Source organism: Pseudoalteromonas sp. SS15, assembly GCF_049257195.1.
In the GTDB taxonomy this organism is placed as follows: domain Bacteria; phylum Pseudomonadota; class Gammaproteobacteria; order Enterobacterales; family Alteromonadaceae; genus Pseudoalteromonas.
Genome location: NZ_JBMMUD010000002.1, coordinates 465274 through 479324, shown reverse-complemented (window position 1 = coordinate 479324; position 14051 = coordinate 465274). Strand labels below are relative to the sequence as shown.

13 protein-coding genes and 5 tRNA genes are annotated in these 14051 nt (G+C 41.2%); 16 read left to right on the top strand and 2 right to left on the bottom strand.

Annotated features, from left to right (window positions below; genetic code table 11):
* Positions 1-136 precede the first annotated feature (136 nt).
* Together lptF and lptG are read left to right on the top strand one after the other, a co-directional pair.
* Positions 137-1249, top strand: a complete 1113-nt coding sequence (gene lptF, locus AAEU28_RS06495; RefSeq protein ID WP_421963396.1) for an LPS export ABC transporter permease LptF — start codon at positions 137-139, stop codon at positions 1247-1249.
* The gene (lptG, locus tag AAEU28_RS06490; RefSeq protein WP_421963395.1) at positions 1246-2313 is read left to right on the top strand and encodes an LPS export ABC transporter permease LptG; all 1068 of its coding nucleotides are present in this window, start codon (positions 1246-1248) and stop codon (positions 2311-2313) included. The genes lptF and lptG overlap by 4 nt, the downstream gene beginning before the upstream one ends.
* 73 nt (positions 2314-2386) lie before the next feature.
* Here the strand turns inward: lptG and ispB are convergent, their stop codons facing one another.
* Positions 2387-3358 carry an octaprenyl diphosphate synthase gene (gene ispB, locus AAEU28_RS06485; RefSeq protein WP_421963394.1) on the bottom strand — a complete coding sequence of 324 codons (972 nt, stop codon included), beginning with the start codon at positions 3356-3358 and terminating at the stop codon, positions 2387-2389.
* 389 nt (positions 3359-3747) lie between these two features.
* Here ispB and rplU point away from each other — a divergent pair, with 389 nt between their 5' ends.
* The 10 genes from rplU (at position 3748) to AAEU28_RS06435 (ending at position 7576) form a co-directional block, all read left to right on the top strand.
* A complete protein-coding gene (rplU, locus tag AAEU28_RS06480) occupies positions 3748-4059 on the top strand; it encodes a 50S ribosomal protein L21 (RefSeq protein ID WP_058030935.1) in 312 nt (103 codons plus the stop codon).
* 19 nt (positions 4060-4078) lie between these two features.
* Positions 4079-4336, top strand: a complete 258-nt coding sequence (gene rpmA, locus AAEU28_RS06475) for a 50S ribosomal protein L27 (protein ID WP_058030934.1) — start codon at positions 4079-4081, stop codon at positions 4334-4336.
* A 152-nt stretch (positions 4337-4488) separates the two neighbouring features.
* Positions 4489-5646, top strand: a complete 1158-nt coding sequence (gene cgtA, locus AAEU28_RS06470) for an Obg family GTPase CgtA (RefSeq protein WP_421963393.1) — start codon at positions 4489-4491, stop codon at positions 5644-5646.
* 59 nt (positions 5647-5705) lie between these two features.
* Positions 5706-6197, top strand: coding sequence for a type 3 dihydrofolate reductase (gene folA / locus AAEU28_RS06465; protein WP_421963392.1), 492 nt, complete (start codon positions 5706-5708; stop codon positions 6195-6197).
* A gap of 79 nt (positions 6198-6276) precedes the next feature.
* The gene (locus AAEU28_RS06460; protein ID WP_421963391.1) at positions 6277-6651 is read left to right on the top strand and encodes a DUF3718 domain-containing protein; all 375 of its coding nucleotides are present in this window, start codon (positions 6277-6279) and stop codon (positions 6649-6651) included.
* Between the two features lie 242 nt (positions 6652-6893).
* A tRNA-Ser gene (locus tag AAEU28_RS06455) sits at positions 6894-6986 on the top strand.
* Positions 6987-7106: 120 nt separating this feature from the next.
* Positions 7107-7183: transfer RNA gene (locus tag AAEU28_RS06450), tRNA-Arg, on the top strand.
* A 63-nt stretch (positions 7184-7246) separates the two neighbouring features.
* A tRNA-Arg gene (locus AAEU28_RS06445) sits at positions 7247-7323 on the top strand.
* A gap of 62 nt (positions 7324-7385) precedes the next feature.
* Positions 7386-7462: transfer RNA gene (locus AAEU28_RS06440), tRNA-Arg, on the top strand.
* A gap of 37 nt (positions 7463-7499) precedes the next feature.
* Positions 7500-7576: transfer RNA gene (locus AAEU28_RS06435), tRNA-Arg, on the top strand.
* An 820-nt stretch (positions 7577-8396) separates the two neighbouring features.
* Here the strand turns inward: AAEU28_RS06435 and AAEU28_RS06430 are convergent.
* Positions 8397-8933 (bottom strand): GNAT family N-acetyltransferase, encoded by a 537-nt coding sequence (locus AAEU28_RS06430; RefSeq protein ID WP_421963390.1) that lies wholly within the window; start codon positions 8931-8933, stop codon positions 8397-8399.
* A gap of 68 nt (positions 8934-9001) precedes the next feature.
* On the opposite strand from AAEU28_RS06430, the gene AAEU28_RS06425 reads away from it, so the two are divergent.
* From AAEU28_RS06425 to AAEU28_RS06410, 4 genes are all read left to right on the top strand, one after another.
* Positions 9002-9670 (top strand): tRNA-uridine aminocarboxypropyltransferase, encoded by a 669-nt coding sequence (locus AAEU28_RS06425; protein WP_421963389.1) that lies wholly within the window; start codon positions 9002-9004, stop codon positions 9668-9670.
* Positions 9671-10359: 689 nt separating this feature from the next.
* Positions 10360-11364 (top strand): Fe(3+) ABC transporter substrate-binding protein, encoded by a 1005-nt coding sequence (locus AAEU28_RS06420; protein WP_421963388.1) that lies wholly within the window; start codon positions 10360-10362, stop codon positions 11362-11364.
* Positions 11364-12998 (top strand): ABC transporter permease, encoded by a 1635-nt coding sequence (locus tag AAEU28_RS06415; protein WP_421963387.1) that lies wholly within the window; start codon positions 11364-11366, stop codon positions 12996-12998. Before AAEU28_RS06420 ends, AAEU28_RS06415 begins: the two co-directional genes overlap by 1 nt.
* The gene (locus AAEU28_RS06410) at positions 12995-14026 is read left to right on the top strand and encodes an ABC transporter ATP-binding protein (RefSeq protein WP_421963386.1); all 1032 of its coding nucleotides are present in this window, start codon (positions 12995-12997) and stop codon (positions 14024-14026) included. The genes AAEU28_RS06415 and AAEU28_RS06410 overlap by 4 nt, the downstream gene beginning before the upstream one ends.
* Positions 14027-14051: the final 25 nt, after the last annotated feature.

The following is a 14051-nucleotide window of genomic DNA, read 5'->3' as shown; positions in this document are numbered from 1 at the left end:
TCATAAATGCATGATTATCTAATATGCTTAGTATGATATTTGGTTTTGATGACATATAATAAACTGACTAAAATAATCAGTTTACTCAATTTTTCCTACTATTCCAGTGAAACACGATGTTTTATAGGGGCATATTTTGCTAATTTTTCGCTACCTAACAGCTGAAGTCTTGAAGTCGCAAATTGCTGTCTTTCTCACTTTAATGACTATTTTTGTCTCACAAAAGTTTGTCAGAATACTAAGTGATGCAAGTGATGGTGGCACACCAAGCAATTTAATTCTTTCTTATTTGGCGCTTAAACTCCCGCAATTGGCGGTTTATATACTCCCTTTAAGTTTGTTTTTAGGGATTATATTGGCCTACAGCCGTATTTATGCCGACAGCGAGATGACCGTGCTTAAAGCCTGTGGTGTGAGTGAATGGTATGTGGTGCGTGTAACGCTGGTATCAAGTGTGGTGTTTGCTTTATTAGCTGGGGCGCTAAGTATGTATGTGGCACCTTGGGCGAATGAAAAAGAATATCAATTAAAAGAACAAGCTGAAGCAGATGCGGGATTGTCGAGTTTAAGAGCCGGGCGCTTCCAACAAACTGGCAACGAAAAAGCCGTGGTGTTTATCCATGATATCAACCAGCAAGGTAGAGAATTAAACAAAGTATTTGTTGCTCAGTTACCTGATAAAGAGTCCTCACAAGCCGCACGCTTAGTATATGCACAAACAGGGCGTGTTATTGAACAAGAAACTGGCGAGCAGCAATTACAACTTGATAATGGCTTTCGTTTTGAAACTGACGGTCAAAGCCAGGCCTTGAGTAAAACAGAGTTTGGCACTTATCAAGTACAGATCCAAGAGCAAGAAATTGAGCATCAGCGTCGCAAGCTAGAAGCTATCCCGTCAATGCAATTACTTGAACTGGGCACACCTGAAGCCATTGCACAATTTCAACTTCGCCTTTCGACACCTATCTCTATTATTTTACTCACGCTTATGGCTGTTCCTTTGAGTGTGGTAAACCCAAGACAGGGTAAGTTTGCTAAGTTGGTACCTGCTATTGGTTTATATCTAGGTTATTTTATTCTTCTCAATGCGGGTAAGTTTTTAGTGGCAGAAGGAAAAGTACCCACTGCGGTAGGGCTTTGGTGGATACATCTTAGCGCACTGTTCATCGGTGCTTATTTAATAGCAAAAGGCCGTCCATTTGGCGTCTGGTTGCGTTCAATATTTGCTAAGCGAGCACAAACAGCATGATGAAAACGTTAGATTGGTATTTAGGCCGCAGTATCTTACAAACAACCAGTTTTGCATTGTTGGTTTTTGTTGGTATCAATACACTGATTAAGTTTATTGAGCAATTAAAGTCAGTAGGCCGTGGTACTTATGATATTGCTGCTGCTTTACTTTACACCTTATATAGCATGCCTTCTGACATTGTTGTGTTTTTCCCTATGGCCGCACTGATAGGTGGTTTGATGGGGTTAGGTGCGCTGGCATCGAGTAGTGAGCTGGTTGTTATGCAAGCTGCTGGCTGGTCAAGACTACAAATTATTGGCTCGGTCATGAAAACGGCGATCATTCTGGCGCTCTGTATGATGGCATTAGGTGAATGGGGGGTGCCACAGTCAGAAAAAATGGCGAAGCAGATCCGAAATCATGCGATATATGGTGGAGAAGTCTTTAATGCGCAACAAGGCGTGTGGGCTAAAGATGGAAATAACTTTATAAATATTGGAAATGTTGAACAAACAGGCGATCTGAAAGACGTCAGTATTTATCATTTTGATGACTCATTGGCATTAACAAAAGTCACGCGTGTGGAGATTGCAAAAAGTGTTCCTCAAGGCTGGCAGTTTCAAGGCGTGGAAGAAATGACGGTAGCGGATGAGCAAATTACCACTGAATATAGTGAATCAATGCTCTATGCGTCTCAGCTCACAGCCGAGAAGCTAGACGTCGTTTCTGTAGACCCAGAATCATTGTCTTTTAAAGGCTTGATGTCGTACTTATCGTATTTAGCTCAGAATGATCAAGATACCAGTACCTATGATTTGGCGCTTTGGCGAAAAGTGATGCAGCCTCTAACAATTGCAGTGATGTTGCTGGTTGCGCTGTCATTTATTTTTGGTCCTCTACGTTCTGTTAGTATGGGCGCGCGCATTATCATGGGGGTAGTAACAGGCTTAGCATTTCATTTAAGCAATGAGATTTTTGGCCCCATTGTTATGGTTTATAACGTCCCTGCATTTATTGGCGCTGCGATGCCGGCCGTACTGTTTGTATTAGTGGCAACCGTTTTACTGAAACGTCAACAATAGAAAGGTGAATCGAATCAATAAGTGTAAAAAAAAGCCAGCATCTGCTGGCTTTTTTCATTTAAGAGACTTTTGATTAGTGGTCTCTAGAAACTGATAAGTTAGCTAAAGCTATGAGCGCTTGTTTGTAATCAGAGTCAGGTAAAATACTTAAATAGTTGATTGCTTTTTGTGCTTCATCACGCGCTTTATCCATCGCAAAATCAAGCGCTTTGGTGTCAGCTAAGGTTGCTAAAATGTCATCTAAAAACTGCATGCCATTACCTGTTTCAATGGCTTCTCTAATTTGTGCTACCTGTTGCTCAGAGCCTTTTTGCATCGCATAAATAAGCGGTAATGTAGGTTTACCTTCAGCTAAGTCGTCACCTAAATTTTTACCCATTTGATCAGCATTTGCGCTGTAATCTAAAACATCATCGACAAGTTGGAAGGCTGTGCCCAAGTGCATACCATACAACTTTAAGGCGTCCTGTACTTCAATACTTTGCTCAAGTACAACAGCCGGCAACTGAGTGGCTGCTTCAAACAGTTTTGCAGTCTTACTGTAAATAACCTGCATGTAACTCTGCTCAGTGGTATCCGGGTCATTACAGTTCATTAACTGCAACACTTCACCTTCTGCGATGACATTGGTTGCATCTGCTAAAATTTGCATTACCTGCATGTTCTGTAAGCCGACCATAAGCTGGAACGAACGCGTGTAAATAAAATCGCCAACTAAAACACTTGCCGCATTTCCAAACTCAGCATTTGCTGTAGGTTCGCCTCTTCTTAGAGCCGACTCATCTACTACATCATCATGAAGTAGGGTTGCGGTATGAATAAACTCGACGATTGTTGAGAGAGTTATATGCTTGTTGTCATTACAACCGAGCGCACGTGCTGCAAGTAAGGTAAGCATTGGTCTAATGCGCTTTCCGCCACTATTCACGATGTATAAGCCTAGTTGATTTACTAGTGCTACATCAGATTGCATTTGTGCATGAATAAGTTGATTGACGTCTTGCATGTCATCTGCAATTAACGTCTGGATAGCTTTGATATCCATCTTGCTCCGAGCCAAGTTTGGTAATGATAAAACGCGCGAATTGTACTACAAAAATTACGTAAGCTCGATAATTAGTCGTGAATGAGATCAAAAAAACTATTAAATTAATGGTTTGCCTATTTATCGAGCTGAAATAAAGGTGTTTTGTTACTGTTTTAGGGAGCACGATTTAGGTTATTTAAAAGCCGATAAATCAACGAAAAATAACTTTGGTTTATAGGGATTTTTAGATAGACTGTCACAAAATAGTAATTCGCCCTCGTCGTAGCTAATTTTTATGCAAAATCTACAAAAATAGGGTTGCGTGAAGTTTAACATTAGCGTAAACTTCGCGCCCTATTGAAGAATATTAAGTTGCGTCGATTTGAGGGCGCACAACGGAGTTAAATATGTACGCGGTTTTCCAAAGTGGTGGTAAACAGCACCGTGTGACTGAAGGTCAAACAATTCGTCTAGAAAAACTAGACGTTGAGACTGGTGCAGCAGTTGAGTTCGATTCAGTACTTTTAGTTGCTGATGGTGAGAAAATCGAGATCGGTGCACCGTTCGTAAACGGTGGTAAAGTGACAGCTGAAGTTGTTTCACACGGTCGCGGTGAGAAAGTTAAGATCGTTAAATTTAGACGTCGTAAGCATTCTCGTAAGCAGATGGGCCACCGTCAGTGGTTCACTGAAGTTAAAATCACTGGCATTAGCGCTTAATTTTTAGAGGTACAGAAAGATGGCACATAAGAAGGCAGCTGGTAGTACTCGTAACGGTCGCGATTCAGAAAGTAAACGCCTAGGTGTTAAACGTTTCGGCGGCGAATCAGTTTTAGCGGGTAGCATCATTGTTCGTCAACGTGGTACTAAGTTCCACGCTGGTTCTAACGCAGGTATCGGTAAAGACCACACTATCTTTGCAAAAGCAGATGGTAAAGTAGTTTTCGAAACTAAAGGTCCTTTAAACCGTAAATACGTTAGCATCGTTGCTGAGTAATCGGTAAAGATTCAGAAAAACCCCGCTACGGCGGGGTTTTTTTTTGTATGTAAATTATTTTAGGTCTTTATCTAGCAACGCAACTCTAGTGAGCAGGAAGCAATTGCTTGAGTTATAATTTGCTATCAGACCTCCCAAAACAGAGAGAAACCATGAAGTTTGTCGATGAAGTTGTAATTAGAGCTGAAGCTGGCGACGGCGGCAGTGGCATAGTGTCATTTCGCCGTGAGAAATATGTTCCTGATGGTGGTCCTGATGGCGGTGATGGTGGTGATGGTGGTAGTGTTTATCTCGTTGCTGATGAAAACTGGAATACATTAATTGATTATCAGTTTGAGCGATTTCATCGTGCAGAGCGAGGTACCAATGGACAATCTCGTAACTGTACAGGTAAGAAAGGTGAAGACCTCTTTTTGAAAGTCCCTGTTGGTACACGTGTAACTGACGAAGACACTGAAGAGTGTTTAGGTGACTTAACACAACACGGTCAAAAGTTGCTTGTTGCTAAAGGCGGCTTCCATGGTTTAGGTAATACGCGCTTTAAGTCGAGTGTAAACCGAGCACCAAGACAAAAAACATTGGGGACACCTGGTGAGGTTCGTAACCTTAAGTTGGAACTTATGTTACTTGCTGATGTTGGACTGCTAGGTCTGCCAAATGCAGGTAAGTCTACGTTTATCAGAAGCGTTTCAGCAGCTAAACCAAAAGTTGCCGACTACCCGTTTACAACGCTAGTACCAAATCTTGGTGTGGTTCGCCCTGAAGCGAGTAAATCGTTTGTGATTGCGGATATTCCAGGTCTGATTGAAGGCGCTTCAGATGGCGCTGGCCTTGGTATTCGTTTCTTAAAGCACCTAGAGCGTTGTCGTGTACTACTGCATGTTGTTGATGTGATGCCAATTGATGGTACAGATCCGGTTGATAATGCTTTTTCTATCATTAACGAATTACATCAGTACAGTCCAAAATTAGCTGATAAACCTCGTTGGTTAGTGCTAAATAAGATTGATCTACTGCCAGAAGATGAAGTAGAAGAAACTTGTGAGCGCATCGCAGAAGAGCTAGGTGCCGAAGTTGTATATCGCATCTCAGCTGCAAACAAAAAGAATACTCAACCCCTGTGCTATGACATTATGGCGTTACTTGAGAGTATGCCTAAAGATAAGTTTGAAGAAGAGCAAGCGGAAGAAGAAGTTGAGTTCAAGTGGGATACTTATCATCGCGAAGCGAAGAAAAATGCGCAGGACGATGACTGGGATGACGACTGGGATGAAGATGATTATGATGTGGAAGTTATCTACGAGAGATAACTTTTAATAAAAAGGGCTTTTAAAGCCCTTTTTTAATACTAAATACTTAGGGAGCGACAATGATTATTTCTATGATTGCAGCAATGGCGAATGATCGTATTATTGGCGATGATAATCAGATGCCATGGCATCTACCTGCTGATCTGCAACATTTTAAGCGTGTCACCATGGCTAAGCCAGTGGTCATGGGGCGAAAAACATTTGAATCAATAGGTCGTCCATTACCTGGGCGCCGCAATATTGTGATAACCAGAAATGCAACTTATAAAGCAGAAGGAATAGAGGTTGTGTCAAGCCCAGAAGAAGCTTTGACGCTGTTAGAAGGGACTGAAGAGGTGATGGTTATAGGTGGTGGCAATATCTACAGTCAGTTCTTACCATTAGCAGAACGCTTATATTTGACCTTTATTGATCTAACAGTTGCTGGTGATACACAATTTCCTGATTATGAAAAAGACTATCAGTGGACAGAAGTAGAGTCTGAGACTCACCAGCCAGATGAAAGAAATAAGTATGGCTATACCTTTGTAACTTTACATAAAAAGTTATGAGTTTGTTGCGGTAGATTATATTGATTGCTACAATTATATACGTATTCTGTTACGAACAAAGTATTAAAGGGTCGACGAAATGAAATTATCTACCGCACTTGTATCAGCTTCGCTGGTTGTTGCGTCTTTTTCTTTTAGCTTTTCAGCAAAAGCAGATGAACAGTTAGCTGCTTCATTATGTGAATATGTTGCTGCAAACGATAAAGGTGGTTTGCGTAAAAAGCTTAAGAGCTCTCGTCTAAAAATAAGGAACATTTTTGATGGCGTGTTATGTAATGGTAATAACCTGTTACGTCACGCGATTGCTAGTAATGCGGTAGATGCCGGCGAGTATATTGTAAAGAACTTACCAAAAAGCAAATTAGCTGATGGTGCTGACATATCTTGGGCTGAGGGCAACGGTCATGGTGGTTCAGCTTTAATAGGTACAATTAAAGCGCGTGCTGGTTTATAAGCATAGTCCGCTCTTGTAGTTCTAAAAAGCCAGAAGATATTTCTTCTGGCTTTTTTGTTTTTACAAAAATTAAAGCACATTTAGCTATTTTTTCAGTGTGCTTTTCAATCAGTTAGTTTAAAAGATAAACATAAGTTAGATGGATTGAGCTAAGCTGCATATTCTATGAGCATTTGACAATAATTTACTATAAAAGTGTTTGACTTATTTTCGTAAGCCTTTATTATACGCATCCACAAGACGGAGAGGTGGCCGAGTGGCTGAAGGCGCTCCCCTGCTAAGGGAGTATAGGGTTTGTAGCCCTATCGAGGGTTCGAATCCCTCCTTCTCCGCCATTTTTAAATGGTCTCTTGTAATTACGGACGGCGTAGTTCAGCTAGATAGTTTATTTAGCAATAATGGCTACGAACAGTGTTCGCATCGTAGATGTTAAGATGTAAAACAAACTCAAATATGGACGCGTAGCTCAGCTGGATAGAGTACCTGGCTACGAACCAGGCGGTCGGAGGTTCGAATCCTCCCGCGTCCGCCACTTTCTCAAAGTGGTAAAATATATGGGTATCCTTAGGTTGGGATATGAAATCAAATCTAATATGGACGCGTAGCTCAGCTGGATAGAGTACCTGGCTACGAACCAGGCGGTCGGAGGTTCGAATCCTCCCGCGTCCGCCACTTTCTCAAAGTGGTGAAATATATGAGTATCTTAGATTGGGATATAAAACTTAATCAAAAACGGACGCGTAGCTCAGCTGGATAGAGTACCTGGCTACGAACCAGGCGGTCGGAGGTTCGAATCCTCCCGCGTCCGCCATCTTTCTCAGATGGTAAAACTAGAGAATTTGATATACGGACGCGTAGCTCAGCTGGATAGAGTACCTGGCTACGAACCAGGCGGTCGGAGGTTCGAATCCTCCCGCGTCCGCCACATCAAACACAATTGATGTGAGAAATAACCGACGAAAGTCGGTTTTTTTATGCCTGAAATTTAGAACTTACTCTGTTTTAGCTAACCAGCCTGTCGTAGGTTCACTCTTCATAAAGCAAGTCCCGCGTCCGCCACATCAAACCAATTGATGTGAGAAATAACCATTGAGCGTCGGTTTTTTATGCCTAAAATTTAGATCTTGCTCCGTTTTAGCTAACCAGGCTGTCGTAGGTTCACTCTCCATAAAGCAAGTCCCGTGTCCGCCACATCAAAACAATTGATGTGAGAATTAACCATTGAGCGTCGGTTTTTTTATGCCTAAAATTTAGATCTTGCTCCGTTTTAGCTAACCAGGCTGTCGTAGGTTCACTCTTCATAAAGCAAGTCCCGCGTCCGCCACATCAAACTAACTGATGTGAGTAATAACCATTGAGCGTCGTTTTTTTATGCCTGAAATTTAGATCTTGCTCCGTTTTAGTTAATCAGGCTATCGAAGGTTCACTCTCCATAAAGCAAGTCCCGCGACCGCCACATCAAAACAATTGATGTGAGAATTAACCATTGAGCGTCGGTTTTTTTATGCCTAAAATTTAGAGCTAGCTCCGTTTTAGCTAACCAGGCTGTCGTAGGTTCACTCTTCATAAAGCAAGTCCCGCGTCCGCCACATCAAACTAACTGATGTGAGTAATAACCATTGAGCGTCGTTTTTTATGCCTGAAATTTAGATCTTGCTCCGTTTTAGCTAACCAGGCTGTCGTAGGTTCACTCTGAATCATGTATTCCACCTCAGCCCTAACCAATTTGCTTCTCGTCGGAGAGCTTACAACTCTTTCGAGTAAAGCACAGCGCAGTGCTGACCTTGCTCATCTTGATGAATAAAGTGCTTTACATAGTGCATACCAAGCTTCTTCATAATATTGATAGAGCCTAAGTTGCCTTCAAGGGCCTCAGCAGAAAATGAGGTATATGCTTTGTCAGTCGCAAGGTTGTTGGCAATATGTTGGGCGGCTTCCGTTGCATAGCCCTTGCCCCAACTCATTTGCTTAAAGCGCCAGCCTAGCTCTAAATTGTTGTCGTTACGTTGACCTGTAAAAAAGCCCATCGGTCGAACTAATATCCAACCAATGAATTGATTCTCTTTTAAGGTATTCACTTGCCATAAACCCCAACCTTTTTCTAAATTTGTGAACTGCTCTAAGCGAGGAATGAAAATATCTCTAATCGTCTGCATTGAATTAGGCTTACCATGCGTTAAATATTTCATGACTGCAGGATCTTGGTCTAATTCGAATAGTAAATCGGCATCATTTTTATCCATAAGTCGATAACCTAATCTTTGCGAGTTTTGTATCTTCATTTGAATTCCTTACTGCTTTTATGGACTTAGTTGATTACAATATGAGGCTTATAACCTAAGGGGCATTAGTGAAAAATTCAGTATTAATTCTACGTCAAAAGCAAATTGCTGCGGCCAAGCGAGAGTTTAAAGCGCGTGGTTCGAAATTATCCCGCTGTGAAGCTTGTTTGCTTTCTGAGCATTTGTGTATCTGTGACAACCTTCAAGTTGCCGAAGATTGTCAAAGTGCAGTGTGCCTATTAATGTATCACAATGAAAGCTTCAAGCCCTCAAATACAGGTCGTTTAATCGCAGATGTGGTTCCTGATAATCATGCTTTTCGTTGGGATAGGACTGAGCCAGATGAAGCATTGCTATCGCTTCTAAAAGATCCAAGCTATCAACCTATTGTTGTTTTTCCCGCTGATAGCGCAGAGCCTGAACGTGTTATTACTAAGGTTGAACGAATTGAATCTAAAAAGCCATTATTTATTTTTTTAGATGGCACATGGCGCGAAGCGAAGAAAATGTTCAGAAAAAGTGAGTATTTAGATACTTTCCCGGTGCTTTCTGTATCCCCTGACTCTTTATCTGATTATAAACTTAGGGTTGCACCCCATGCCCATCAGCTAGGTACTGCAGAAGTCGCCTGTGTTGTCTTGGCTGAAGCAGGAGAGTGCTCAGCTGCAGAAAAACTAACAGCCCACTTTATTGACTTTAGAGATGCTTATTTAAAAGGAAAAAGAAGTTTAAGTTAAATTTAGAGCCCTTAAACGAAGAAACGCGGCTCTATGAGCCGCGTTGACGGAATCTTCTAAGCGTCCTGCTTTGGTTTTGAGCTGATCAACTCCATACAATCAATGTCCTTTCACCCGCTCTTTATGATTTAGCGAGTACTACTTCCTGTAGTGTCCTTCAGTGGCTTTATGCCAAACTTCCATATGCCCTTATCCGAGCTTCCTGCCGTTATCCATAACAAATTTGGCCACCATGGCTCCATTAAATCCTATATACATCCTGTATGGCTCACCTTGAGCGCTCATCCTGTTGTTCCATAAAGTAATTAAACCGTATTTGGCAATAATTAACTATTACAGTCCATTACACATCATGTGATTTTCGGCCATCACTGGCTTCCTAAAGATGTAATAAGTTTAATGGAGTGGTGCAGTAATAAAAGGTAAAAAATTAAATCGTCTGAAGAGCTGAATTGAGAATAAGGATTCAAGCTTATGATTAATAATGACTAATTTTCTAGTTGTTGTTTTGTTGAGCTGCATTTTACTTTAAAGCGACACCTAAAGTAAGAGATCTCTTACATAATCAATTGCTAATTAGGCGTTAATAGAAAATCAAGTTACAGTTTTTAATCAGTAAAAGGGTGTACTTTGAAACTAGAATAGTTAAAATTAGTTGATAATAATTATTGTTTGGCTTTGGAGGCCTTATGAAAAAAGCATTGGCTATTCTACTCTCAACTGTCACGTGTTTGCCTGCTATGGCAGCCGAAAAAATCAACATTTATTCTTTCCGTCAGCCTTTTCTAATTCAACCTATTCTTGATGATTTTACTAAGCAAACTGGTATTAAAACGAATGTGGTTTTTGCAAAAAAAGGGTTAATTGAAAGAGTTAAGCGTGAAGGTAAGCATAGCCGTGCTGATGTTGTTTTAACATCTAACTTCAGTGCTTTAATGCAGTTAGAGTCGATGGATCTAACGCAGCCGATTAAGAGCGATGTCGTAACCAAAAACATTCCTGCAAACTTTCGTGATCCAGAAGGTCAGTGGGTTGCACTGACTAAGCGTGTTCGTAACGTATATTCGTCAAAAGAGCGTTTAGGAAAATTAGATGCGTTAACTTATGAAGAATTGGCTGATGTAAAGTATAAAGGCAAAATTTGTACTCGCTCTGGTAAGCACCCTTATAATCTAGGGCTAGTTGCATCTATGGTCGCGCATCATGGTGAAGCGGAGACTAAATCATGGCTTGAAGGGGTTAAAGCAAATTTAGCAAGAAAACCACAAGGTAATGACAGAGCGCAAGTTAAAGCAGTGAAAGAGGGCTTATGTGATCTTGCATTGGGGAATAGCTATTACTTTGGCAAGATGCTGCAAGATGAAAAGCAAAAGCCATGGGCTGATTCTGTTTATATCAACTTCCCGAACCAAACAAATCGAGGCGCTCACTTAAATGTTTCTGGTGTTGTCCTAACGAAATATTCGAAAAATAAAGAAAACGCCTTGAAACTTATCGAGTTTATGACGGACAATAAGGCGCAAAATATGTATGCGTCAATGAATATGGAATATCCAGTTAAACCAGGTGTGGCGCTTTCTGAACTTGTGGCATCTTGGGGTGAGTTTAAGGAAGACAACTTACCATTGTCAGAAATTAGTAAATACCGTCCTTTAGCACTTAAGCTAATCGATGAGGTAAAATTTGATCTTTAATGCAATCATTATCTTCTCTGTCTAAATGGCAGGTTTTTGCTTGGCTGATAGGCGCTTGCTTATCAGCACCACTGGCATTTTTAATCTTCGAGTCGCTGCAAGGCGACTCTGATGTTTTTACCCACCTGTGGGATACCGTGCTTTGGGATTATATTTATAACACCCTAGTACTCATTGCCGGCGTGCTCCTCTTAAGTTGCTTAATTGCATTACCGCTCGGCTGGCTTACCGCTTATTGCAAATTTCCCGGTAAAAAATACTTCGAATGGGCGTTGATGTTACCGTTAGCAATGCCAACCTATATTATTGCCTACGTCTATACCGATTTATTTGATTACGCAGGGCCTGTACAAATTGCCTTAAGAGAGTGGTTTGGTTGGCAATCGCCGGATGATTATTGGTTCTTTGATATTCGTACATTAGGCGGTGCGATCGTGATGATTGCACTGGTGCTTTACCCTTATCTTTACCTTATTTTTAAAACTGCTTTGCGCGAGCAGTCATTTAAGTTATTGCAAGCTAGCCAGCTAATGGGTATGAGCCCACTTCAAAGCTTCTTCAAGGTGAGTTTGCCTCTTGCTAGAGGCGCGATTGTTGCAGCGCTTGCGTTGATCAGCATGGAAACCATGGCAGACTTTGCCACAGTGCATTATTTTGCTGTCAGCACACTTACAACGGCCGTTTATGATACTTGGCTCGGCTATTACTCTCTAACAGCGGCTGCGAAAATTTCTGGGATCATGTTATTGTTCTTATTTGTGGCCATCACACTAGAAAAAATCAGCCGTAAAAACACCACAGTGCATGAAAGACAAAGCGCAGTAAACGACACGCATTTATATATGCTATCAGGTAAGCACGCTTGGCTTGCCAGTATTTATTGTATTGTGGTGTTGTTTTTTGCTTTCGCCTTACCGGTTGGTGTACTCGTCAGTTATTCAATAGATTATTTTGACCAAGCATGGAACGCTGAGTTTTTCTTATATGCTTGGCAAAGCTTGAAGATCTCTTTGTGGGTAAGCGTTATCGCAATCGCTTTAAGTATTATCGTGTTGTTTTATCAGCGCATTGGTGAACAAAAGTCAAAGGCCTTGCCAGGGCGTGTATCAAGCACAGGTTATGCATTACCTGGAACAGTATTAGCGATTGCGGTTTTACTGCCGCTTACTTTGCTTGATACTAAGCTAAATGAGTGGTTAGAAGGCACTGCATTTGAACCTGGGCTGCTTTTTAGCGGTACTATTTTTGCCATGGTATTTGCGTATGTGGTGCGTTTTTATGCCATTGCTCAAGGCGCTGTTGAAGCGAGCTATGTACGAATTAGTCCGTCGCTTGATATGGCAAGCCAAAGTATGGGTAAGAATTTTGCGCAAATGCTAAGTAGTGTGCATATCCCACTCTTACGCGGGGGCATTTTAACTGCTGGGTTATTGGTGTTTATCGAATGTATGAAAGAGCTTCCTGCCGCTTTATTACTTCGTCCTTTCAATTTTGAAACCTTGGCAACCCATGTATTCCAATATGTGAGTGACGAGCAGCTAGAGCTTGCGTCCATTTCTGCATTATTTATTGTTCTTGTTGGCTTAGTGCCTTTGTATTTTGTTAATCGCTCAATGGAGCAGCACAATTCATGAGTAGTTTGTCTTTAAAAAACTTAAGCTATCAATACGATGGCCAAAAAGTGATTGAAAATTTAGATTTAGAAGTCGCCGAAAATGAAATTGTTTGCTTATTGGGGGCCAGTGGCTGTGGAAAAACAACCACTTTAAAAGCCGTGGCAGGTTTATTAACGCCTCAGCAAGGTCAAATTGTTATTCATGGTAAAACCATGAGTGACAACACGCAGTTTACAGCGCCGCAGCATCGTAATATTGGTATGATGTTTCAGGATTATGCGTTATTTCCTCACTTGACGGTTGCTCAAAATATCGCGTTTGGCCTAAGTAAATTTAATAAGGCTGACAAACAAGCACGTGTTAATGAAATGCTGGAGCTTGTGCATTTATCTGAATTTTCTGAGCGTTACCCTCATGAGCTTTCAGGTGGTCAGCAACAACGTGTCGCCATTGCGAGAGCGCTTGCTTATAAACCTAACTTGTTACTGCTTGACGAGCCTTTTTCGAATATTGATGCGCAAGTGCGCTTCCAACTGATCAATGACATTAGACAGATCATAAAAGATCAAAAGGTCTCAGCTATCTTTGTCAGTCATTCAAAAGAAGAGGCCTTTGCTTTTGCAGATAAACTGGCTGTGATGCATCAAGGTAAAATCGCCCAATTAGGCGATGCTAAAACGTTGTTTGAGCAGCCAGCTTGTAAAGAAGTGGCAGAATTCTTGGGGCAGGGTATTTATATTCCAGCCCAAGCTGAAGATAAACGCGAATTTACTACTTCATTTGGTAGATTCACTTCGACAAAAGCGTGTGAAAATGCGCAAGGTAGTGGGCAAATTTATATTCGACCAGCTCATATACAGCTAGAAAATGGCGAGACAAATGACGTCGAAATTCTGCAATCGCGCTTTATCGGGACTGAGTTTATTTATCAAATAAAAGTGGCAGAGCAAGTCATAGAAGTGCCCGTCGAAAGTGAACATGCCCTGAATATTAATGAGCCAGTGACTTTTAAAATTAAGCCACATGCGGTAAATTTCTTTTCATAGTCATTACTTATTATAACTTGGGGTG